The organism is Streptomyces yamdrokensis (assembly GCF_053890455.1).
This window is the reverse complement of the sequence record NZ_CM132679.1, coordinates 6,532,728-6,555,994: the sequence shown is the minus strand read 5'-3', so window position 1 is coordinate 6,555,994 and position 23,267 is coordinate 6,532,728. Positions and strand designations below refer to the sequence as shown.

Annotated in this window: 17 protein-coding genes and 1 pseudogene; 11 read left to right on the top strand and 7 right to left on the bottom strand. The window is 72.5% G+C overall.

The window, feature by feature from the left end; genetic code table 11:
* Positions 1–531: 531 nt before the first annotated feature.
* The gene (locus tag ACWZEH_RS28955; protein WP_456194017.1) at positions 532–2,133 is read right to left on the bottom strand and encodes a peptide chain release factor 3; all 1,602 of its coding nucleotides are present in this window, start codon (positions 2,131–2,133) and stop codon (positions 532–534) included.
* A 743-nt stretch (positions 2,134–2,876) separates the two neighbouring features.
* Here ACWZEH_RS28955 and ACWZEH_RS28950 point away from each other — a divergent pair.
* Both ACWZEH_RS28950 and ACWZEH_RS28945 read left to right on the top strand, forming a co-directional pair.
* Entirely contained in the window at positions 2,877–4,562 is a 1,686-nt protein-coding gene (locus tag ACWZEH_RS28950) for a ribonuclease J (protein WP_456194016.1), read from the top strand.
* Between the two features lie 89 nt (positions 4,563–4,651).
* A complete protein-coding gene (locus ACWZEH_RS28945) occupies positions 4,652–5,380 on the top strand; it encodes a polyamine aminopropyltransferase (protein WP_456194015.1) in 729 nt (242 codons plus the stop codon).
* Between the two features lie 178 nt (positions 5,381–5,558).
* Here the strand turns inward: ACWZEH_RS28945 and ACWZEH_RS28940 are convergent, their stop codons facing one another.
* Entirely contained in the window at positions 5,559–7,061 is a 1,503-nt protein-coding gene (locus ACWZEH_RS28940) for a SulP family inorganic anion transporter (RefSeq protein ID WP_456194014.1), read from the bottom strand.
* Between the two features lie 403 nt (positions 7,062–7,464).
* Here ACWZEH_RS28940 and ACWZEH_RS28935 point away from each other — a divergent pair, with 403 nt between their 5' ends.
* The 3 genes from ACWZEH_RS28935 (at position 7,465) to ACWZEH_RS28925 (ending at position 9,508) form a co-directional block, all read left to right on the top strand.
* Positions 7,465–7,878 (top strand): MerR family transcriptional regulator, encoded by a 414-nt coding sequence (locus ACWZEH_RS28935; protein ID WP_456194013.1) that lies wholly within the window; start codon positions 7,465–7,467, stop codon positions 7,876–7,878.
* A 508-nt stretch (positions 7,879–8,386) separates the two neighbouring features.
* Positions 8,387–8,626, top strand: coding sequence for a hypothetical protein (locus ACWZEH_RS28930; RefSeq protein WP_456194012.1), 240 nt, complete (start codon positions 8,387–8,389; stop codon positions 8,624–8,626).
* Positions 8,627–8,785: 159 nt separating this feature from the next.
* A complete protein-coding gene (locus ACWZEH_RS28925; protein WP_456194011.1) occupies positions 8,786–9,508 on the top strand; it encodes a TIGR04222 domain-containing membrane protein in 723 nt (240 codons plus the stop codon).
* Between the two features lie 86 nt (positions 9,509–9,594).
* Here ACWZEH_RS28925 and ACWZEH_RS28920 read toward each other — a convergent pair whose 3' ends face one another.
* A complete protein-coding gene (locus tag ACWZEH_RS28920; RefSeq protein WP_456194010.1) occupies positions 9,595–9,897 on the bottom strand; it encodes a GPP34 family phosphoprotein in 303 nt (100 codons plus the stop codon).
* A gap of 42 nt (positions 9,898–9,939) precedes the next feature.
* On the opposite strand from ACWZEH_RS28920, the gene ACWZEH_RS28915 reads away from it, so the two are divergent.
* Positions 9,940–10,080 (top strand): hypothetical protein, encoded by a 141-nt coding sequence (locus ACWZEH_RS28915; protein ID WP_456194009.1) that lies wholly within the window; start codon positions 9,940–9,942, stop codon positions 10,078–10,080.
* 43 nt (positions 10,081–10,123) lie between these two features.
* Positions 10,124–10,711, top strand: a complete 588-nt coding sequence (locus ACWZEH_RS28910; RefSeq protein ID WP_456194008.1) for a GNAT family N-acetyltransferase — start codon at positions 10,124–10,126, stop codon at positions 10,709–10,711.
* Positions 10,712–11,241: 530 nt separating this feature from the next.
* Here ACWZEH_RS28910 and bla read toward each other — a convergent pair.
* Positions 11,242–12,210 (bottom strand): class A beta-lactamase, encoded by a 969-nt coding sequence (gene bla, locus ACWZEH_RS28905; RefSeq protein WP_456194007.1) that lies wholly within the window; start codon positions 12,208–12,210, stop codon positions 11,242–11,244.
* A 364-nt stretch (positions 12,211–12,574) separates the two neighbouring features.
* Between bla and ACWZEH_RS28900 the strand changes: the two are divergent.
* Positions 12,575–13,267: pseudogene (locus tag ACWZEH_RS28900) on the top strand (IS200/IS605 family accessory protein TnpB-related protein); the annotation flags it as partial.
* A gap of 29 nt (positions 13,268–13,296) precedes the next feature.
* On the opposite strand, the gene ACWZEH_RS28895 reads toward ACWZEH_RS28900, so the two are convergent.
* Positions 13,297–14,973 (bottom strand): AMP-binding protein, encoded by a 1,677-nt coding sequence (locus tag ACWZEH_RS28895; RefSeq protein ID WP_456194006.1) that lies wholly within the window; start codon positions 14,971–14,973, stop codon positions 13,297–13,299.
* Between the two features lie 458 nt (positions 14,974–15,431).
* Between ACWZEH_RS28895 and ACWZEH_RS28890 the strand changes: the two genes are divergently transcribed.
* From ACWZEH_RS28890 to ACWZEH_RS28880, 3 genes are all read left to right on the top strand, one after another.
* Positions 15,432–18,272, top strand: a complete 2,841-nt coding sequence (locus ACWZEH_RS28890; protein WP_456194005.1) for a helix-turn-helix transcriptional regulator — start codon at positions 15,432–15,434, stop codon at positions 18,270–18,272.
* A gap of 661 nt (positions 18,273–18,933) precedes the next feature.
* Positions 18,934–19,059 carry a hypothetical protein gene (locus ACWZEH_RS28885; RefSeq protein ID WP_456194004.1) on the top strand — a complete coding sequence of 42 codons (126 nt, stop codon included), beginning with the start codon at positions 18,934–18,936 and terminating at the stop codon, positions 19,057–19,059.
* Positions 19,060–19,139: 80 nt separating this feature from the next.
* The gene (locus tag ACWZEH_RS28880; RefSeq protein ID WP_456194003.1) at positions 19,140–19,580 is read left to right on the top strand and encodes an SRPBCC family protein; all 441 of its coding nucleotides are present in this window, start codon (positions 19,140–19,142) and stop codon (positions 19,578–19,580) included.
* A gap of 42 nt (positions 19,581–19,622) precedes the next feature.
* On the opposite strand, the gene ACWZEH_RS28875 is transcribed toward ACWZEH_RS28880, so the two are convergent.
* Complete coding sequence (locus ACWZEH_RS28875) at positions 19,623–20,792, bottom strand: XdhC family protein (protein ID WP_456194002.1); 1,170 nt, start codon at positions 20,790–20,792, stop codon at positions 19,623–19,625.
* Positions 20,793–20,882: 90 nt separating this feature from the next.
* Complete coding sequence (locus ACWZEH_RS28870) at positions 20,883–23,267, bottom strand: xanthine dehydrogenase family protein molybdopterin-binding subunit (RefSeq protein ID WP_456194001.1); 2,385 nt, start codon at positions 23,265–23,267, stop codon at positions 20,883–20,885.

Sequence of the window (23,267 nt, the reverse complement as noted above, 5' to 3'; positions counted from 1 at the left end):
CGCGTCCCTCCGTCCCGCACGTGGCCAGGGCGCCCGCGCAGCGCCATGGCCCCATGGCCGGCCCTCGTGAACGCGGCCGCCCCGCCGGCACGTCACGGCGGTGGCCCTGGCCGGCCCGGTGCGGTGTCCATGGCCGTGTGCGGACGCCCTCTCGGACGGCTGGGCGTCTGCGATCGGCACAGAAGCACAAACTCTCACATCGCGGGAGAGTGTGGAGGGCCCGCGCGGCCGATGCCCATTCGGCAGGTGCCCCGAACCCCGTTCAAAACGCAGGCGCCGCACCCGCCGGGAGCCGAAGGCGTCACCGCTCACGCCGAGGACATCCCCCTTCGGCCGGAGCGGTCCGCGAGGACCGCTCCCCCGGCGCGGTGGTCCTCTCGTCGGCCAGGAGGGGCCGGACACCGCCGGGCCGGGGCTGCGGGAGGTGACCGCCGCTTCCCGTACCGCGACGTCGAAGAGACACCTGACCTCCCCAGTGAAACAGGCTCTCGACGCGCAGTGGCCACTGCGCCTGCCACGGGGCCCCGGTGGTCAGTCGTGGGCTGCGACGAGGTGCTCCAGCCGTGCGTCGGGGAACTCCCGCTGGAAGGAGCCCGCCTGCCAGCGGTCGGGGAAGAGGGCGAGCCGGGCCTTGTCCCGGAGGCGGGTGAGGGCCTCGCCCTTGACGATGCGGGAGCCGTTGAGTGCCTCGGCGCCCGCGGCGTCGGTGGCCCGGGCCAGGCGGTAGGGCAGCATCTCCAGCCGCACGGCGGCGGAGAACTCGCCGGCCATCCGCGTGGTGACGACGTCGAACTGCATGGGCCCCACGGCCGCGAGCACGGGCGCCTGCTCGCCGCGCAGGTCGGAGGCCAGGACCTGGACCACACCCTCCTCGTCCAGCTGCGCGATGCCCCGCCGGAACTGCTTGGAACGGGACAGGTCCACCGGCCGGACCACCGCGAAGTGCTCGGGCGCGAAGGTCGGCATCGGCGGGAACACGGCCGGCCCGCCGGTGTGGAGGGTGTCGCCGACCCGCAGCGCGGCGGCGTTGACCAGGCCGACCACGTCGCCGGGGTAGGCCAGGTCGACCATGGAGCGGTCCTGACCGAAGACGCTGTGCGCGTACTTGGTGGCGAACGGCCTGCCGGAGGCGGCACGGATGACGGTCATGCCCCGCTCGAAGACGCCCGAGCACACCCGCATGAACGCGATCCGGTCCCGGTGAGCGGGGTCCATGTTGGCCTGCACCTTGAACACCAGCCCCGAGAACGGGGCGTCCACCGGCCGGCTCCCCCCGCCCTCCAGCACCCGCGGGCCCGGCGGCGGGGCGAGGTCGACCACGGCGTCCAGCAGCAGCCGCACCCCGATGTTGGAGACCGCCGCGCCGAAGAAGACCGGCGTGCTCCGGCCCGCCAGGAACACCTCCCGGTCGTGGACGGCGCCGTCGGCCCGCAACAGGTCCAGCTCCTCGAGCGCCTCGCTCCAGTCCGCGCCCTCCTCCAGCGCCGCGCGATCGGCGGACACGACCTCCTCGCCCGCCTCGTGCGCGCCGCCGGGCGTGCGGGTGTAGCGCAGCATCCGCCCCGGCTCGCGCACGTCGACCAGCCCCCGCAGGTGTCCGGCCTCCCCGACCGGCCAGGTCACGGGGGTGGGCCGGAGGCGGAACTCCCGCTCGATCTCGTCCAGCAGCTCCAGGGCCCCGCGCCCGGGACGGTCCCACTTGTTGATGAACGTGATCACCGGAATGCCGCGGTGCCGGCAGACGTCGAACAGCTTGCGGGTCTGCTCCTCCAAACCCTTGGCCGCGTCCACCAGCATCACCGCGCAGTCCACCGCCGCCAGCACCCGGTAGGTGTCCTCGGAGAAGTCCGCGTGACCGGGAGTGTCCAGCAGGTTCAGCACACACCCGCGGTACGCGAACTGCAGCACCGCCGAGGTCACCGAGATCCCGCGGGCCTTCTCCATCTCCATCCAGTCCGACGCCACCCCGCGCCGCCCGGCCTTGCCGTGCACCGCGCCCGCCTGGGTGATCGCCCGCGCGTGCAGGGCGAGAGCCTCGGTCAGCGTCGACTTGCCCGCGTCCGGATGACTGATCACCGCGAACGTCCGCCGCCGGGCCGCCTCCAAAGCCACCCCCTCCCGGGAAGCACTCATCGCACCGCCCCCGCGTCCCCCGCGGCCCCCGCCGGCCGGGCCAGGGACCCGTGCGGGGAACGGGCGGATCTCTCCGCCTGCCCCGACTGCCGACGCAGGTCCTCACACCGCGCATCGGCTTCGACCCAGTACTTGCGCAACCGTGTCACCAGTTTCTCGTGTACTTCACTGTCACTCTCCGGCAAGGGCGAACCGTCGGGGGGAAGCCGCTCCAGCGGCTCCGGACCGGCCCGTACGTCCTTCGGGCAGAAGCCCGGCGGCCGCGTACTCCGCACCGCCTCGCCCCGCGTACCCACTCTCTCACCGAACCAGCAACCTACTTTGACGTCAGGGTAGGTTACCGATCCCTCACGGCGGTGGGCCCGACGGGCCGCCGCCGTCTTCGTCGTCAAGTGGCGCCGGCCCTCTTTCCCCGAGGGCCGGCGCCGCACACGACCGTCCACGAGCGAAAGCCGACCGTGTCACCGGCCGCCCGATCCCGCACCGGCACCGGGAAGCCCCGCAGAACAAGACCCGGGACGGGCGGACCACCGCGGTCCCGCCTCGTCAGGAACCGCGGCTGACGCCGCACCGCCCCAACGGTCTCACGCCCTCGCACGATCCACGCTTCGCCGTATACTTCGGACCGGGCGCGGACGACGCCCCGGTCATCACCCTACCCAGGCGCGTTCCACGCGCCCGTTTCGGCGCTCCACGGGGCAGGCGGGGAGCCACCTCGGAGAGCTCTCCGATAACGTCGGGATATGAGCCATCCGCACCCCGAACTCAAAGCCGCCCCTCCCCTGCCCGAAGGAGGGCTGAGGGTCACCGCCCTGGGCGGCCTGGGCGAAATCGGCCGCAACATGACCGTCTTCGAGCACGCCGGCAAGCTGCTCGTCGTGGACTGCGGGGTCCTGTTCCCCGAGGAGACGCAGCCCGGGGTGGACGTGATCCTTCCCGACTTCACCTCGATCAGGGACCGCCTGGACGACATCGCGGCCGTCGTCCTGACCCACGGACACGAGGACCACATCGGGGGCGTGCCCTACCTGCTGCGCGAGCGCTCCGACATTCCCGTGGTCGGCTCCAAGCTGACGCTGGCGTTCCTGGAGGCCAAGCTCAAGGAGCACGGCATCCGGCCGCGGACGGTACGGGTCAAGGAGGGCGACCGGCGGGGCTTTGGCCCCTTCGACTGCGAGTTCGTCGCGGTCAACCACTCCATCCCGGACGGGCTCGCCGTGGCGATCCGTACCGGAGCCGGCATGGTGCTGCACACCGGCGACTTCAAGATGGACCAGTTCCCCCTCGACGAGCGCATCACCGACCTGCGCGCCTTCGCCCGCCTGGGCGAGGAGGGCGTCGACCTCTTCCTCACCGACTCCACCAACGCCGAGGTCCCCGGCTTCACCACCTCCGAGCGCGAGCTGAACCCGGCGATCGAGCAGGTGATGCGCACCGCCCCCCGGCGGGTCATCGTCTCCAGCTTCGCCAGCCACGTGCACCGCATCCAGCAGGTCCTGGACGCCGCCCACCAGCACGGCCGCAAGGTGGCCTTCGTGGGCCGCTCCATGGTCCGCAACATGGGCATCGCCCGCGAGCTGGGCTATCTGAAGATCCCCTCCGGGCTGGTCGTCAGCACCAGGGAACTGGAAAAACTCCCCGACCACCGGATCACCCTGGTATGCACCGGATCACAGGGCGAGCCGATGGCGGCCCTGTCGCGGATGGCCAACCGCGACCACCAGATCCGCGTCGGCGAGGGCGACACCGTCCTGCTCGCCAGCTCCCTGATCCCCGGCAACGAGAACGCCATCTACCGGGTGATCAACGGACTGACCCGCTGGGGCGCCCGCGTCGTCCACAAGGGCAACGCCAAGGTGCACGTCTCCGGGCACGCCAGCGCCGGCGAACTCGTCTACTGCTACAACATCGTCAAACCCCGCAACGTCATGCCCGTCCACGGCGAGTTCCGCCACCTGCGCGCCAACGCCGACCTCGCCATCCGCACCGGCGTCGACCCCGACCGGGTCGTCATCGCCGAGGACGGCGTCGTCGTCGACCTCGTCGACGGCCGCGCCTCCATCACCGGCAAGGTACCCGCGGGCAACGTCTACGTGGACGGCATGGAGGTCGGCGGCGCCACCGAGGCATCCCTCAAGGACCGCCTCACCCTGGCCGAGGAAGGCGTCGTGACCGTCGTGGCCATCGTCGACGCCGACACCGGCGCACTGGCCGAGGCACCCGACTTCCTGGCCCGCGGCTTCGTCCACGACGAGACCACCTTCGAACCCGTCGTCCCCGTCATCGAGAAGACGCTGGCCACCGCCGCCCAGGAAGGCGTCGGCGACGCCCACCAGCTCGAACAGCTCGTCGCCCGCGCCGTGGCCAACTGGGCCTTCCGCACCCACCGCCGCAGGCCGCTGATCATCCCCGTCATCATCGACGCCTGACGAGGCCGCCCCCGCCCCCGGGCGGGGGCCACCAGGCGCCATCTCAGCGGCACTGCCCCGTACCCAACGGACATCGGAAAGGTGGACGGATGAGTCCGCGCTTCGAGGAGCTCGACTGGCAGGAGACACCGATCGGTGAGATCAGTCTGCGACGGCGCCGTCATCCGGTCTCGGGCGAGGATGTGTACGAGGTCAAGCTCGGCGACGAGTTCTTGATGTCCAGCCTCTTCACCGCCGGCGAGATCGCGCTGGCGGAGCTGGGTCTGGCGAAGCTGCCGAACACCGAACTGGATGTCGTCGTCGGCGGGCTGGGGCTCGGGTACACCGCCCGGGCGACACTGGACGACCCCCGTGTCCGCACGCTCACGGTGATCGACGCACTCGCGGAGGTCATCGACTGGCACCAGCGGGGCCTGGTCCCCCTCGGGGCCGGGCTGGCGTCGGATTCCCGCTGCCGCCTGGTCCACGGCGACTTCTTCGCGATGGCCGCCGGCACCGGCGGACTGGACCCGGAGGAACCCGACCTCCGGTTCCACGCCATCCTGCTGGACGTCGACCACTCGCCGCGCGATGTGCTCCACCCGCGCCACGCCGCGCTCTACCAGCCGTCCGGGCTCCGCGCTCTCGCCGGGCATCTCCGCCCCGGCGGTGTGTTCGCCCTGTGGTCGAACGACCCGCCCGACGAGCAGTTCCTCTCCGCGCTCACCGAGGTCTTCGCGGAGTCAGCGGCACATGTCGTCGAGTTCACCAACCCCCTGCAGGGCGGTACGTCGGCCAACACCGTCTATGTGGCCGGCACGAAAACAGGCGCGTGTTAAGAGGCTCCACGGGCCGTCCGGGCCGCTTTCCCCGTCGGGCGGCCCTCCCGTCCAAAGGCGGCGGGCCGCGCGCGAGCCGGGCGGACCGGTCCGCGCAGACGCCCCGGTCCGCGTGCCGAAGGCCGCCCTGCCCTGCCACTGAGTGATCAGTGGCAGGGCAGGGCGGCCGGTTCGCCTGTCAGTGGCCGCCGGTGAGTTGTCCGGCGAGGCGCTGGTGCATGTCGGCGCTGGGTGCGTTGAGGCCGACGATGGTGACCTTCTTGCCGCGCTGGGCGTACTTGGTCTCGATGGCGTCCAGGGCCGCGACGGAGGAGGCGTCCCAGATGTGGGTGCCCGACAGGTCGATCACCACGTCGTCCGGGTCGTCCTTGTAGTCGAACTGGTAGACGAGGTCGTTGGAGGAGGCGAAGAACAGTTCGCCGGTGACCGAGTAGACGACCTGCTTGCCGTCGGGGTCGACCACCCCGGAGACGTTGGCCAGGTGGGCCACCCGCTTGGCGAAGATGATCATCGCGGCGACGGTGCCGACGACGACGCCGATGGCCAGGTTGTGGGTGGTGACCACGACGACCACCGTGGTCGCCATGACGACGGTCTCGCCCAGCGGCATGCGCTTGAGCGTCCTGGGCTGGATGGAGTGCCAGTCGAAGGTGGCGACCGACACCATGATCATGACGGCGACGAGGGCGGCCATGGGGATGTCGGAGACGACGGGGCCGAAGACGATGCACAGCACCATCAGGAACGTGCCCGCGAGGAAGGTGGACAGGCGGGTGCGGGCGCCGGAGACCCGTACGTTGATCATCGTCTGGCCGATCATGGCGCAGCCGCCCATGCCGCCGAAGAAGCCGGTGACGATGTTGGCGATGCCCTGGCCGATGGACTCGCGGGTCTTGCCCGAGTGGGTGTCGGTGATGTCGTCGACCAGCTTGGCCGTCATCAGCGACTCCATCAGGCCCACCAGCGCCATGGCGAGGGCGTAGGGGGCGATGGTGGTGAGGGTGTCCATGGTGAAGGGGACGTCCGGCAGGCCCGGGACGGGCAGGGAGGACGGCAGCTCGCCCTTGTCGCCGACCGAGGGGACCGCGATGCCGGCGGCGACGGTGATGACGGTCAGCACGACGATGGAGACCAGCGGCGCCGGGATCACCTTGGTGACCTTGGGGAAGAACACCATCAGGGCCAGGCCGGCGACGATGAGCGGGTAGACCGCCCAGGGGACGTCGCGCATCTCCGGCACCTGGGCCATGAAGATCAGGACGGCGAGCGCGTTGACGAAGCCGACCATCACCGAGCGGGGCACGAAGCGCATGAGCCTGGCCACGCCGAGCGCGCCCAGGATCACCTGGAAGACACCGGCGAGGATGACGGCGGCGATCAGGTAGCCGAGGCCGTACTCGTGGTTGAGCGGGGCGATGACCAGGGCGATCGCGCCGGTGGCGGCGGAGATCATCGCCTTGCGGCCACCCACGACGGAAATGACGACCGCCATGGTGAACGAGGCGAACAGGCCGACGCCGGGGTCGACACCGGCGATGATCGAGAAGGAGATGGCCTCCGGGATCAGGGCCAGGGCCACGACCAGCCCGGCCAGCACCTCGGTACGGAGGATCTTCGGGGAGGCCAGCCAGTCGGGCTTGGACATGCGCAGCTTGGGGGCCGCGGACAGCGGTGAGGACATGCAACCGTTTCTGTTCGGGCGCACACGTCCATGCCGCTGGACGCACACGCGCGTCGTACCGATTCCACAGGATGCGGACTCTCCGGCGGTCCGGCCGCCTTGGCGGGGCCGTGCCGGACAGGGCGGCAACCCCACGGTTGCCGGTCGGGCATCATTACCCGGAAGTCTTCGGGTGCCGTCCGGGCCCGGTCGGGGCCTCGCCACGGCGGTTGCGCTCCTGCCACGCGCCGGGCGGCGGGGACGAGCACAGAGGAAACTGTACCCCGACGTAAGGGGAGGGTGAGGTTTGTCTGCTTATGAAAAGCAGGTAAACAGCCTCCAAGATCCTGTGATTGTTCTCACGCGGACTCAAGAACTTGACGGTTTCGTAAACAGGCGGAGATGTGAAGGAGAAGGTGCGGCGATGAGCGAGCGGCACATGCAGATCGGCGAGGTGGCCGAGCGGACCGGTCTGTCGCTGCGCACCATCCGGCACTACGAGGAGGTGGGCCTGGTCATTCCCTCGGCACGCAGCAAGGGCGGCTTCCGGCTGTACGCGGAGGCCGACGTGGCGCGGCTGATGGTGATCCGCCGGATGAAGCCGCTGGACTTCTCCCTGGAGGAGATGCGGGACCTGCTGGAGATCACCGACCGGCTCGCCGCCACCGACGACCGGCCCGCGGGCGGGGAGCTCGAGCGCCTGCGGGAGCGGCTGGACTCCTACCGCAAGGTGGCCGACGCACGCTGCGAGACCCTGCGGGCCCGGCTGGAGATGGCCGAGGACTTCGCCTCCACCCTGCGCCGCCGCCTGCAGACGGATGCCCGTTCGGGCGCCTGAGCCGCCTCGGTCGTGGTCCGGGCCGAGGAGCGCGGTCCTTCATGGACCGCGCCCCCCGACGCAGCCCGGCCGTGCGACGGTGTTCGGTGTGGGGCGCGCGGTCGGCGAAGCGCCGAAGAGGTGCACGGCGGCGGCCGGGGGACGCTCCGTTCTCGGCGCGTCCCCCGGCCGATCCGGCGCCTGGAGACGGGGCGAGGACAACATGCGGGCCCGGTAAAGCAGTTGCCCACCCGGGCCCCTGCCTCCGCATCATCGTCGGGATCCGACCGCTCATCGCCTTCCGAGGAGACCGCGTTGACGACCGTCCGCTTCCCGGACATCGTCCGCGCCGGCACCGCCGTGATCGGCACACGGCATGTCAAAGGACCCGATCACCAGCAGTCGCTCGTCGACGCCGAAGCGCAGGCAGTGGACCGCGCTCCCCCACCACACGGTCTCGACGCCGTCCACCGGCTCCAGGGGCCCCGTCCGGGGTGCGGATCCATCCGGCGGGCAGCAGCCTGGAGGCATGGCAGATCCAACGGAGCATCCGCACATCGTGGTGCATTCCCCGGCGTTGGACGGCTCGCGCCGGGTCACCTCGGGCGACGAGGCGCTGGGCGTCGCCTCGCACATCGACGACGTGGGCGAGATTCTGCGGCTCGCCGATCTCTACGTCACCGATGTCGGGGGAACCGACCTCATCGAGTGGCAGGGCGGCGGTCCCGAGGACTGGCCGGGCCTGTCGGAGGAGCACCACGAGGCCTGATCCCTACGGGGCTACGGCAGCGGCCGTAGCCCTCCTACGGCACCCTCAAATGAACCTCTGAACCGTGCCCCAAAGGCTTCGGGCACCCCCACCGCCGGGCAGAAACCGCACAAGGGGCCCGTCGGCACGGGGGCGGCGGGCCCCGGTTCAGGGGGAGCCGTGGACGACAGCACCCACCGCACCGACGCTCGGCGGACACCGCACGGGATCGCGCTGCTTTGCGACGGCCCGCGTGCCGCCGTCACCGTCGCCGTCGTCGCCCTGTATCTGCGGGGCGCCCTCGAACCGGGCCCGCCGGGCACGGTACGGACCTCCCGCCCTACGGAGACCGGTGGCACAGGACAACCGCTGCCGCCCCTCCCGCCCGTCGGTGTCCCGCTGGACCCGCCGGCCACCGAAGGCGCAGACGGTGCGGAGCCCGTCGGAAACGCGGAACGGGCCCTGTTCCTGGAGAGCGCGGTGCATGGCGCCGCCCTCGACGAACCCACCGGCCTGGGCGAGTTGGTACGCCACCCCGATGTGCGCTGGGCGGCGGCCGAGGTGCGCGTCGGCCTCGCGGAAGCCGGGTTGCTGACCTACCCCCTGCTCAGGCCGACCCGTGCCGCCCGCCGCGAGGTGCGAGCCCTGCGGGAGCGCCATCCGCTCCCCGCCGTCCGGCGCGGCCTCACCCCGGACGACACGCTGTTCGCCGTCGCGCTGCACGGTGAGGAGGGCCTGCGGGTGTTCGTGCCGCGCTTCGCCCTCCGGGCGGGACTCACCGCCCGGGTGGAGATCCGGGGCAGGAGTCCGCTCCGGCCTTCCCGGGGCTCCGGGACCTACGGCGGCCCCACCCGCAGCCATTACTGCGGGGGCGGGAGCGGTTGCGGTGGGGGCGGTTTCTGACACCGGGCCGCTCCACCCTCCGACATCTCCTTCGGAGTCGAGGTGTGCGACGTGAGGGATGCCGGTGGTGCGGGGCCGGGCGGGTCCTACGACGCGACCACGGCGAGCGTGACGGCGGTGCTCGACGCCGCGACGGCCGCGGCGGTCCGCGCCACCGCCGTGCTCACGGCCTGAGCGCCCCAAATGCCCTTCTCCACCAGCGTCTTCGCACGCTCACGGACCTCGGCCGACCAGGTGAGGGCGGGCCGGAGCGTCCGCAGGGCACCGTTCGACGAGAGCAGTGCGGTCACCGCGGCGGTACGGGCGTCGGGGCTCTCCCCGGCCATCCAAAGTGAACGGCACGCTGGCCGCGGAACGGCACCCCCAAGGCGTGTTCCGGCTGACGGCACACGTCCCGTGGGAGGAGGTGGAGGAAGAAGAGGGGGAAGGGATTGGACGGCCCGAAGGCCGGTGACCGGCGCCCCGCCGACGGCCTCGGCGTCCCGCTGTTCCCGCTCGGCCGCACCGGCACCCCGCGGCCGGTGAACACCCAGGCCTACGCGCTGGGGGCGACCCGCTTCGGGCAAGCCTGAAAACCCGGGGACGTTCCCGCCCCCGTCGTCCGATACTCGGCGCATGCGTACGCACATCCGGCCCGCCGCCCCCGACGAGTTGTCCGCCCTCCAGGACATCGAACGGACCGCCGGCGCCCTCTTCCGCGCCCTGGGCATGCCGGAGATCGCCGACGACGAACCGCCCGCCCTCGCCACCCTCGAGCGCTACCGGCGGGCGGGCCACTGCTGGGTCGCCGCCGACGAACGGGACCGGCCCGCCGCGTATCTGATCGCCGAGCCGGTGGACGACGCGTTGCACGTCGAGCAGGTCTCGGTCCACCCGCGCGCCGCCCGTCGGGGCGTGGGCCGGTCCCTGATCGCCCACGCCGCCGGGCAGGCCCGCGCGCAGGGCCTGGCCGCCCTGACCCTGACCACCTTCACCGACGTCCCGTGGAACGCCCCGTACTACGCCCGCCTCGGCTTCCGGACGCTGACCGACACCGGACTCACGCCCGGCCTGCGCCGGATCCGCGCCGAGGAGGGCGAGCACGGGCTCGACCGGTGGCCGCGCGTATGCATGTCCAGAAGCCTCCAACGGGCAAAATCGCCGGGGCAGGCGGGACGCACGACACGGCCCGAGCGGACGTCTGTCACCCTGCTCCCACAGTGATCGGAACAGCGGCGGAGCACGCCCTTCCCGAGGCCGGGACGAGCCCGGGTCCGGATCTCCTCGGTGGCTGCTGTTCGGGGCCGAGCCTCCGGTCCACCACGTCCGTCGGCTCGTCCTCTCGGACCGGGCACGGGGGAAGGCGTCGGCCGTGCGCTGACGGCGGGCGCGGCCCGCCGGTGGGCGCGGGGCCCCGGCCACGGGGCTGCTTCGCCCCCGGGGGCACAAATCCGGGCGGCGGGCCCGCCGGGCCCCGGCCGTCGAGCAACCGGCGGTCGCTTCCCGCACCCGCCGTGCACCACCGGCGGAAGGGGAACCGCCAAAGGCAGCCGGAGCAAACCGGAGTCCTCGCCTCCCGGACGAAACAGTCCGGTGGCCGCCCCGACAGCCACCGGACGAACCAGCACCGGGCCCCGAGGACGAGATCTGCCGGCGACAGTGGCGGGAGGCCGGCGTGGCCGATACGCGCCCCGTACTGGTCCGCGTTCGAGAGCCGCTTTACCTCGCGGACCGCGTCACGGCCCGACGGCCGGTCACACCCTGCCGAGGGCCTTGGCCAGCGCGGTCGCGGTGGAGGCGATCACCTTGTCGTCGTGCGGGGTGCCGTTGGAGTCGCGGTTGGTGAACACCGACAGGACGATCGGTGCGTTCGAGCCGGGTGTCCAGACGATCGCCAGGTCATTGGCGGTGCCGTAGTTTCTCGCGCCACCGGTGCCGGTCTTGTCGCCGACCGTCCAGTCCTCGGGGAGTCCCGCCCGGATCCGGTTGGCGCCGGTGAGGCTGGCCTTCAGCCAGCCGACCAGCCGCGCCCGGTCGCGGGCGTGCAGGGTCTTACCGGTGGTGAGCTCGGTGAAGGTCCGGGCGGCCGCCGCAGGGGTGGTGGTGTCGCGTGTTTCGCCGGGCTTCCACTCGGTCAGCCCGGGCTCCGGCCGGTCCAGGCGACTCGTCCGATCACCGGTCTCGCGGAAGAACTCGGTCAGCCCGCGTGGCCCGCCGATCTGCTTCAGCAGCATGTTGCCCGCGAAACCGTCGGATTTGGTGATCCCGGCGCGGCACAGCTGTGCGGGTGTCATGCCTGTGTCGGTGTATTCAATGGTCTCCGGGGAGTTCGCGGTCAGATCTGCCATCTCGGCAGGCTTCCAGCGAACCACCTCGTCCATCAGTCCGGGGGCGTCGGTGCGCGCTTTGTGCAACACCGCCGCGCACGCGAACACCTTGAACATGGAGTTGAACGGAAAGCGCTCGTCGGCCCGGTAGCGGACCGTTCTGCCGGTCCCAAGGTCGATGCCCACCGCGCCGATACGCCCGCCGTAGGACTTCTCGAGTTCCCGCAGCGTCCTGTCCAGGTCGAGGCCGGAGTGAGCGTCGCTCTCCGTCCGGGCGGCGACACCGGAGGCGCTCGTCTCACCGGGGACGGTACCCGCCGCACAAGCGAGGCCGCCCAGCAGCGCAGAAGCGGTTAACGCCGCGACCCCTGGTCGCAGTCGGAGATGTGCTGTCATGCCGAAGAGGAGATCAGAAGTCATCAGGGGATGTCCAACGTCGATCTGTCCCATTCCGCCATGTCGGCACCGGTGATCGCCCCACGTGCGAACGACGCCGGGGAACGCGCGGCGTGGCCTTCCCCCACCCACAGGACAGCCGACTGCTCGGGGCGACGACGGCCAACTGTGAAGCGGCCCCGTAGCGGGGAGGTCGGCGACGCCTCCCAACTGCTGGTGATCCGCTTCGGGGTCAGGTGGTTTGCCCCGTGTCGGACGGCATGACGGGCAGGCTGTTCCGCCGGACCGTCGCCCGGTACCCGTCCCGACTGTCCAAACTTCCCTTGTCCCGGCAGCCGCCTCTCACCCCTCGGCCCTCCCCTGCGACGTGGACCGCGTGCGCTGGTACGTGACCGCCTCCTGGCAGAAACCCGTCACGTGCACGATCCCTCCGGCGGCGCCGGCCGGCGGGGTGATCGGTGTGGACACCGACGCCGACCACCGCGACGCCCAGGCCGCCACGCCCTGACCCGGCTGCTGCTGCACTGGTCCCGGAGCTGCGGTGCGCGGGTGATCGCGGTGGAGGACCTGGACTTCACGGCCGGGAAAACCCGCGCGGAACACGGCCGCAGGAAGCGGTTCGGGCAGCTGATCGCCGGCATGCCCACCGGCCGGCTCCGCGCCCGCCCGACCTCCATGGCCGACGCCACCGGCATCACCGCCGTCGACCCCGCCCACACCTCGAAGTGGGGCGCCCAGCACTGGCGGAAACCACTGGCCAGCACCAGCCGGCACGACGCCGCGAGCATCGCGATCGGACGACGCGCCCAGGGCTGTCCCATCCGGCGTCGGACGGCACCGCCCCGCACCCACCGGAGCGATGGATGCGGGCATCGGACCGTCCAGGCCGGACCGGACACCCCCCGGGCGTGAGGGACCCCGCCCCCGCGTTCCCGGACCACGGACACGGCCCGTGCCACCGGACGCGGAGCGGACGCGGTCCGCCAGGACACCCAGCACCGTTCGGGGCGTCCGCAGTGACCAGGAACGGGTCCAGGACCCACTCCTGCTCACCGGCTGGGAACGGTCACCGGAGGCTGGGAACGGTCACCGGAAGTCCTCCTCGCGGTACTCGGCGTCGGATCCCGCCGCCGTGGCCTCACGCAGCTCGATGCGGCGGATCTTGCCGGAAACGGTCTTGGGCAGCTCCCCGAACTCCAGCCGGCGGATCCGCTTGTAGGGGGCGAGCACCTTGCGGGAGTGTTCGAAGAGTTCCCTCGCGGTGTCCGGGCCGGGCCGGCGGCCCTGAGCGAGCACGACGTACGCCTTGGGCACGGCCAGGCGCAGCTCGTCCGGGGCGGGCACGACGGCCGCCTCGGCGACCGCCTCGTGCTCCAGCAGGGCGCTCTCCAGCTCGAAGGGGGAGATCTTGTAGTCGGAGGCCTTGAACACGTCGTCGGCGCGGCCCACGTAGGTGAGGTAGCCGTCGGCGTCGCGGGAGCCGATGTCGCCGGTGCGGTAGTAGCCGCCGGCCATGGCCTCGGCGGTGCGGTCGGGGTCGCCGTGGTAACCGGCCATCAGGCCCACCGGCCGGTTCGACAGGTCGAGCGCGATCTCGCCCTCGGTGGCGCCGGGAGCGCCGGAGACCGGGTCGAGGAACTCGACGCGGTAGCCGGGCCCCGGTCGGCCCATGGAGCCGGTCCGCAGGGGCTGGCCGGGGCTGTTGGCGACCTGGACGGCCGTCTCGGTCTGGCCGAATCCGTCGCGGATGGTGACGCCCCAGGCGCGCCGGACCTGCTCGACGACCTCGGGGTTGAGCGGTTCGCCGGCGGCGACCGCCTCGCGCGGCGGGGTGCGCAGCCCGGTCAGGTCGGACTGGATGAGCATGCGCCACACGGTGGGCGGGGCGCAGAAGGTGGTGACGCCCTCGCGGTCCATCTCGGTCATCAGCCGGGCGGCGTCGAAGCGCGTGTAGGTGGGCAGGAAGACGGTCGCCTCGGCGTTCCACGGGGCGAACAGATTGGACCAGGCGTGCTTGGCCCAGCCGGGTGAGGAGATGTTCAGGTGCACGTCGCCGGGTTTGAGCCCGATCCAGTACATGGTCGCCAGATGCCCGACGGGATACGAGGTGTGGGTGTGCTCGACGAGCTTGGGCTGTGCGGTGGTGCCCGAGGTGAAGTACAGCATCAGAGGGTCGTCGGCGAGGGTGGGCCCGTCGGGCGCGTAGTGCTCTGCGGCGCCGTAGACGTCCTCGTAGGGCAGCCAGGCGTCGCCGGCGCCCGCGCCGACGGCGATGCGGGTGTAGTCGCCGGGCACCTCGTCGAACTTCGCGGTGTCGGCGGCGCGTGTGATCACGTGCCGGACGTGGCCCCGGTCGACGCGGTCGCGCAGGTCGGCGGGGCCGAGCAGCGGGGTGGCGGGGACGACCACGGCGCGCAGTTTCATCGCGGCGAGCGCGGTCTCCCAGAGTTCGGCCTGGTTGCCGAGCATGACGAGCACCCGGTCCTGGGCCCGTACGCCCTGCTGCCTCAGCCAGTTGGCTGCCTGGTCCGAGCGGCGGGACAGCTCGACGAAGGAGAGCCCGGTCCGCCCGCCGCCCTCCTCGACGAGGTGCAGGGCAATGCGGTCGTTGCCGTCCGCGATCACGTCGAACCAGTCGAGTGCCCAGTTGAAGCGGTCGGGACGCGGCCAGCGGAAGCCCTCGTAGGCCGTGGTGTAGTCGTCGCGGTGTTCCAGCAGGAAGTCCCGGGCCCTGCGGAACTCCTCCGTCGCCGTCGCCGTCATGTGGTCTCTTCCGTCGCCGTCGTCATGGGTGCTCCGTCCTCCTCGGTCCCGGACCCTGCCGGGCGGCTCTCTCCCGTCGTCCGATCAGTGACGCAGGTCTCACCTACCCCGAAAGGGGGTGGGGGCTCACTCGGGAGCCGTCACGAAGGGCGAACAGGTGGCAGCCGGCCCGACGGGCTGCTCCGCGGGGCGGCGGATCAGCCGCGCACGCGACGGGACGGCCACCGAGGGGGCCGCGTGGGGAGACGGTGGTCTTCGCACGCGGGGCGGGGCGGTTGCCGTAGGTTTGCGGTGTTCTCGCGGGGTCGGCAATACCGGCGGGCCGGGGTTTTCGACCGGTGTGCAGGGACTTTGGATTTCATCCGCGCGTCCGCTGTTATTTCCCTCACGACGTCGCGCCTCCGGATTTAACTGACCCATTGCCTAATATTGGCCAGGACACGACACAGGAGGGAGCGGTGACCGTGCGCCGGGACTTCAAGGATCCTGCCAGGTGCCGCTCCGACCTGGTCATCGGCAGGGAGGAACCGTTCGCCCAAGCGCGCGAGCAGCTGGCCCGCGGGGGCAGCGTGCTGCTGTACGGGCCCGCCGGAATAGGTAAATCGACCGTGCTGCGGGCACTTGCGGCGGAAAACGCGGGTGGGGCGCCCACGGTGTTGCGCTGCTCCGCCACGGAGTCCGAATCCCACCTTCCGTTCCTGGCGCTGGCGGATCTGTTCGGGCTGGTCCTCGAGAGGGTCTCCGGTGCGCTGCCCGCCGCGCAGCGCACCGCCCTGGAGTCGGCGCTCACCGGCCGCGGCGAGTCCACGCTCCAGCAGGACGGGCTCGCGCTGCGCCTGGCGGTGCTGTCCACGCTGCGGGCGCTGGCCGCCGAGGGACCCGTCCTGATCGTCGCGGACGATCTGCAGTGGCTGGACTCGGCCAGCACGGAGCTGCTGGGCTTCGCCGCCCGGCGCCTGGGCGACGCGCCCGTGCAGATGCTGTGCGCCGTGCGGGCCGAGGGCACCGGAGGGCAGGAGTACGACCGTCATCTGCGGGCCTGCCCGCCGGACACGCACGTGGTGCGGCTGGGCCCGTTCTCCCGTGCCCAGGTGTCAGCGCTGCTCGACCACCGCGGCTACACGGGTCTGTCCCGCACCACGGTCCGTGACATCCACCGCACCAGCGACGGCAACCCGCTGTTCGCGCTCGAACTGGGCCGTGCCCTGGCCGAGAGCCCGGCCCGGCCGCGCCCCGGCGAGCCGCTGCCGGTGCCGACCTCGCTGCGTGCCCTGGTCCTCAGCCGGCTGGAGATGCTGTCGGACGACGCGCGGCGCACCCTGCTGGTGGCCAGCGCCGGTGCCCGCCCCACGCCGGCCCTGCTGCACGCGGCCGGCCGGGACCACGCCGAGGAGGAGACGGCCCAGGCCGCCGCGCTGGGGCTGCTGGCGACGGACCCGGAGGAGCCGGCGCTGCGGTTCGCGCATCCGCTGATCTCGGCCGCGCTGTACGCGGAGGCCCCCGCGCACGAGCGGCGGGCCGCTCACGCGGCGCTGTCCACGGCGGCCTCCGACCCCATCGAACGGGCCCGGCATCTGGCGCTCGCCACGACCGGCACCGACCCGGAGGTGGCGGCCCGGCTCGCCGAGGCCGCCACGCTGGCCCGCGACCGCGGGGCGCCCTCGGTCGCCGCCTCGCTGGGGCTGCTGGCCGCCCGCCGCACCCCGGCCGACACGGCCGAGGGCACGCCGGGCCCGGACGAGCGGCGGCTGCAGGCGGCCGAGGACGCCATCATCGCGGGAGAGGCGGATCTCGCCCGGGACATCGCGCGCGAGGTGCTGACCCGGGCCACGGTGCCCGCGGAGCGGGTGCGGGCGTGGATGGTGGTCATCGAGGCGGCCGGGCAGGCGCTCGGTGAGGTCGACGCGGTCTTCCCGCAGGTACTGGCCGACGCGGGCGACGACCCGCGGCTGCTCGCCCTGGTCCACTACCAGCTGGCCTGGCGGGAGCTGGTGGTCGACGGCGACTTCGACAAGGCCCGGCGGGAGGCCGCGCACGCGGCGGACCTGGCGGCGCGGGGCAAGGACCGGCGCACCGAGCTGATGGCGCTGTCCTTCCAGTCGTCCACCGAGACCCTGATGGGCCACCCGGACGCCCCGGCCACCATCAAGCGGGCCCTGAGGGAACCCCAGGACCCGTATGTGGCCTGCCACCACAACGGCGCGGGCATGGCCAGGTTCCGCTGGCTGCTCATGAGCGACCAGCTGCCCGAGGCCCGTAAGAGCATCACCGGGCTGCTGCGTGAGGCGCGGCGGCGCGGCATGGTCGAGAGCGAGGTGCACTTCCTGCGCTTCCTCGCCGACACGGAGCTGCGCTCCGGGCACTGCGGCCGCGCCCTGGACCTGGCCCGGGAGAGCCTGCGGCTGGCCCGGGACGCCGGGATCGGGGAGGGTGCCTCGGCGATGCTGGCCTCGCTCGCGGAGGCCTGTGGCGGGGACGTGGAGCGGGCGCTGGCGCTGGCGCGGGAGGCCGCGGACCATGCCGAGGTGGACGGCGACCAGATGTACCTCTCGCGCGCGCTGGCCGCCTTCGGCTACGCCCAGTTGGTCGCCGGGGACGCGGCGGGCGCCGTCCGCTCGCTGCGCCGGGTGCGGGAACTGGAACAGGGCATGGGCATCACCGACCCGGCGCGGGGCCGCTGGCACGGCGATCTCGCCGAGGCTCTGGTCCGGATCGGTGAGCCGGGCGAGGCGCAGGAACTCATCAACCTCACCCGGGCGCACGCGCTGCGGCTGGACCGCGCGGGCGTCCTCGCCGTACTGGACCGCGCGGAGGCACTGGTGCGGGCGGCCCGTGGGGAACACGAGACCGCGCAGGAGCAGTTGGCGTCGGCGCAGGAGCGGCTGGGGCGGCTGGGGCACGGACTGGAGGAGGCGCGGGCCGCGTTCGCGCTGGCCCGGCTGCGCGCCCGGCGCCCGGGGGCGGTGCCGGGTCATGCCCCGTACGACGAGGCCGCCCGGCTGTTCAGGCGCTGCCGCGCGCTGCCCTGGCTGCGGCAGGTGGACGCGGCCGTGGCCGCCGGTCCGGTGGAGCAGGAGACGGTGTCCGTGGCCACCTCGGCGGCGCTGGACGGTCTCGCCTCGATGGAACGGCAGGTCGCCTCGCTGGTGATGGAGGGCGCCACCAACCGGGAGATCGCCGCCCGTCTGTTCATCAGCGTCAAGACGGTCGAGGCGACGCTCACCCGGGTGTACCGGAAACTGGGCATCCGCTCGAGGGTGGACATCGTCCGCCTGGCGGCGGGGCGCCGCACGGAGTGATCCCGGGGACCGAGGGTTTTCCCTGTGCGGCTCCCGTAGGGGGTTCCCTCATTGGGGGCTCGCACTGCGGCTCGTAGCGTAATGGTGTGCCGCTCGCCGGGCGCACGGGGCCGGTAGCCCGGTCCTCGTGCGAACCCCCCACCCCGCGCGATCCCCACCGGCAACCGATGAGGAGACCGATGTCCGGGCTCGTCCGCAGTACGAGGACCGCCGCGACCGCTGACGTGATCGCCGCCACCTGATGTCCTGAGTATCCCTCAGGTGATTGCCAGGGGGCGTTGCGGGCTTCCACGAGCAGCCCGCAACGCCCCCTATCCATTCTCCCGGCGTCCCGTCATCGGCGCACGGCTCCGAAGCGGATCCGGAACGCCCCTCGATCATCTCGGTCATCGCGTCCGGTTCAGGACATTCCACGGGGACGTGTAACACCGCGACGGGCATCGGACGCTGAGTCCCACGGGGCCTGAGAAGCGGCCCCTTTCACATGCCGCAGGCCAGAACCCGGAACGACCCCGCGACGAAGGGCTCCTCAGTGACCTCCCATCCCACCGGCACCGATCACACCGGTCGCACCGATGGACCCGACGGATCCGCGCACGGTCCCGGACACGCTCCCGGGCGCCGGTCCGGACCCGTTCGTCTCCCGGTCTACGAGGGCCTCGTGCGCGAGCTCGGGGACGTCCTGGCGGAGACGCGCGAAGTGGCCGAGCGCACGGAACACCAGATGCGCCAGGTGCTGCCGGTACGCCCCCGTACCCGGCCCGCGCCCGCGCCGGCCCCCCGGTGAGCCCACGCGCCGACTGGGCCAGGCGGGTGACGCGTCCCCTACGGGCCCGTCGGCCGGCCCCGATTGCCTAGGATCCCCCTGTGGCCACCTTCCATCTCCGGCGCACGGCGCCCCTCCCGCTCGACGAGGCCTGGCGTCGGCTCACGGAGTGGCCCCGCCACGGGGCGGCGGTCCCGCTCACCCGGGTCACCGTGACCACTCCCCCGCCCACTGGTGAGGGCACGGTCTTCGTCGCCCGCTCGGGCCTCGGCCCGGTCGCCTTCGACGACCGGATGGAGGTGACCGTCTGGCGGCCCCCGGCCGACGGTGCCCCCGGCCTGTGCCGGCTGGAGAAGCGGGGCCGTGTGGTCAGGGGCTGGGCGGAGATCGAGGTCCGCCCGGGACCTGGCGGCCGCACCCGCGTGCTGTGGCGGGAGGACCTGCGCGTCCGCTTTCTGCCCGGCTTCTGCGACCCGGCCCTGCGGGCCGTCTCCCGCAGGGTGTTCGGCCGGGCGGTGAACACCCTGCTGCGGCAGCCGTGACAGCGGACGGGGGCGTCCGCGCCGACGGCGCCTCTTTGTCCGTCACACCGTCGGACCGGATCCGGCGACGGACGCGGAGGCACGACCGGGTTCGCGGTCGCTGTCGCGATGGATCGGGGTGTGGGCGCCGGTGAGGGGGAGGCCGGTGCCTCCTCGGCGGGCGGCGACGATCTCGGCGGCGATGGACACGGCCGTCTCCTCCGGGGTGCGGGCGCCGAGGTCGAGGCCGATCGGTGAGTGCAGGCGGGCCAGTTCCCGGTCGGTGACGCCGGCCTCGCGCAGGCGGGCGTCGCGGTCCAGGTGGGTACGGCGGGAGCCCATCGCGCCCACGTAGGCGACCGGGAGGCGCAGGGCGAGCCGCAGGAGCGGTACGTCGAACTTGGCGTCGTGGGTCAGGACGCACAGGACCGTACGCGCGTCGACCTCGGTGCGCTCCAGGTACCGGTGCGGCCAGTCGACGACGATCTCGTCGGCCTCCGGGAAGCGTGCCCGGGTGGCGAACACGGGGCGCGCGTCACACACGGTGACATGGTGGCCGAGGAACGCACCGGCCCGGACCAGCGCCGACGCGAAGTCGATCGCCCCGAAGACGATCATTCGGGGCGGTGGGACCGACGACTCGACCAGGATCGTCACCGGGGCGCCGCAGCGCGAGCCCTGCGCGCCGATCTCCAGGATGCCGGTGCGGCCCGCCTCCAGCAGCACGCCTGTCTCCGCCACCGCCGTGCGGTCCAGTTCCGGGTGGGCGCCGAAGCCTCCCTCGTACGAGCCGTCCGGGCGGACCGTGAGCGCGCGGCCCACCAGGTCGGGCGGGCCGCCCACGATCCGCGCCACGGCTGCCGCCTCCCCGCGCGCGGCGGCGGCGAGCGCGGACGCGAGCACCGGGCGGGCGGGGTCGGCCGCCCGTACCGGTGTGACGAGGACGTCGATGACGCCGCCGCAGGTCAGGCCGGCGGCGAAGGCGTCCTCGTCGTTGTGGCGGAAGCGTTCGAGGACGGTTTCGCCGTCCTGGAGGGCCTGTCGGCACAGCTCGTACACAGCGCCCTCGACGCAGCCGCCGGAGACCGAGCCGACGGCCGTTCCGTCGGTGTCCACCGCCAGGGCGGCGCCGGGCCCGCGGGGCCCGCTGCCGGTGACCGCCACGACGGTGGCGACCGCGAAGTCACGGCCTTGTACGGCCCACCGGTGCAGTTCCTCGGCGATGTCCAGCATCTGTCGGTCTCCTCGGCAAGGGCCTGCGGGCCTCGGTGGCGGCCGGGGCAGTTGTCCGTCCCGGGCGGCTGCCCCGCGCCGGTGGGTGCGTCACACGGTGCCGGTGAGGTGTTCCGGGCGGACCGGTGTGCGGTTCAGCTCGAGACCGGTCGCGTCCCGGACGGCCGCGAGGACCGCCGGGGTGGACGACAGGGTGGGGGCCTCGCCGACGCCGCGCAGCCCGTACGGCGCGTGGTCGTCGGCGAGTTCGAGCACGTCGACGGGGATGTCCGGCGTGTCGAGGATGGTGGGGATGAGGTAGTCGGTGAAGGAGGGGTTGCGCACCCTCGCCGTCCTCGGGTCGACGACGATCTCCTCCATGACCGCCACGCCCAGGCCCTGGAGGGTGCCGCCCTGGATCTGGCCGGCGACGGACAGCGGGTTGAGCGCCTTGCCCACGTCCTGGGCGCAGGCCAGTTCGATCACCTTGACGAGACCGAGTTCGGTGTCGACCTCGACGACGGCCCGGTGTGCGGCGAAGGTGTACTGGACATGGCCGTTGCCCTGGCCGGTACGCAGGTCGAAGGGTTCGGTCGGCCGGTGCCGCCACTCCTCCTCCACCTCGACGGCCTCGTCCCCGAGGACGTCCACCAGATCGGCCAGCACCTCGCCGCCGCCGGTGACGACCTTGCCGCCCTCCAGCAGCAGTCCGGCCGTCGCCCACGCCGGGTGGTACGAGCCGAACCTGCGCCGGCCGAGCTCCAGGACCTGCTCCCGGACGAGCTCGCAGGCGTTTTTGACCGCGCCTCCGGTGACGTACGTCTGCCGGGAGGCGGAGGTCGAACCGGCCGATCCCACCCGGGTGTCGGCGGGACGGACGGTCACCTGGCCGACACCCAGCTCGGTACGGGCGATCTGGGCGTGGACGGTGACTCCGCCCTGCCCGACCTCGGCCATCGCGGTGTGCACGGTGGCCGCGGGCCGACCGCCGACCACCTCCATCCGTACGCGTGCGGTGGAGTAGTCGTCGAAGCCTTCGGAGAAACCGACGTTCTTGATGCCGACCGCGTAGCCGACGCCGCGTACGATGCCCTCGCCGTGGGTCGTGTTGGACAGGCCGCCGGGCAGCCGGCGCACGTCGGTGCCCTCGCTGCTCTCCCACTGCCGCTCGGGCGGCATCGGCATCGCCTTGACGCGGCGCAGGAGTTCGGCGACCGGCGCCGGGGAGTCGACGACCTGCCCGGTGGGCATGACCGCGCCCTGCTCCATGGCGTTGAGCCGTCTGAACTCCACCGGGTCCAGGCCCAGCCGCCCGGCCAGCCTGTCCATCTGGGCCTCGTAGGCGAAGCACGCCTGGACCGCGCCGAAGCCGCGCATGGCGCCGCAGGGCGGATTGTTGGTGTAGAGGGCGAGGGCCTCGATCTCGACGTCGTCCACGACGTACGGCCCGATGCCGAGGGAGGCGGCGTTGCCGACCACGGCCGGGGAGGCGGAGGCGTACGCGCCGCCGTCCAGGACGATGCGGCACGTGACGTGGGTCAGCTTTCCGTCGCGGGTGGCGCCGTGTTCGTAGAAGAGCTTGGCCGGGTGGCGGTGGACGTGGCCGAAGAAGGACTCGAAACGGTTGTAGACGATCTTGACGGGCTTGCCGGTGCGCAGGGCGAGCAGGCACGCGTGGATCTGCATGGACAGGTCCTCGCGGCCGCCGAACGCACCGCCGACACCCGCCAGGGTCATCCGTACCTTGTCCTCGGGCAGGCCGAGCACGGGCGCCATCTGGCGCCGGTCGGAGTGGAGCCACTGGGTGGCGATGTAGAGGTGGACGCCGCCGTCCTCCTCGGGGACGGCGAGCCCGGACTCGGGGCCGAGGAATGCCTGGTCCTGCATGCCGAAGGTGTACTCGCCCTCGACGACGACGTCGGCGCGCCCGCGGGCCCGTGCCACGTCACCGCGCACGACCGGCTGACGGTGGACGATGTTGGGATGGGCCACGTGGTGGCTGTGGTGATCGTCGCGGTGCTCGTGGACGAGGGGCGCGTCGGGGGCGAGCGCGGAGGCCTCGTCGGTGACGACGGGCAGGTCGCGGTAGTCGACCTTGATCCTGGCGGCGGCGCGGCGGGCGGTCTCCGGGTGGTCGGCGGCGACGATCGCGACGGGCTCGCCGTGGTGGCGGACCTTGCCGTGCGCGAGGACCGGGGTGTCCTGGATCTCCAGGCCGTAGTTCCTCACGTCGGTCGGCAGGTCGTCGTACGTCATCACGGCGTGGACGCCCGGGGTGGCGAGCGCCTCGCTCGTGTCGATGGACACGATCTCGGCGTGCGCGACCGTGGAGCGCAGGATCTGGCCCCAGAGCATGTCCTCGTGCCACAGGTCGGAGGAGTACGCGAACTCGCCGGTGACCTTGAGGGTGCCGTCGGGGCGGAGGGTGGACTCGCCGATGCCGCCCTTGGCCCGGGAGTCCTGCGTGATCCTGGTGGGGACACCGTTCGTCGGCAT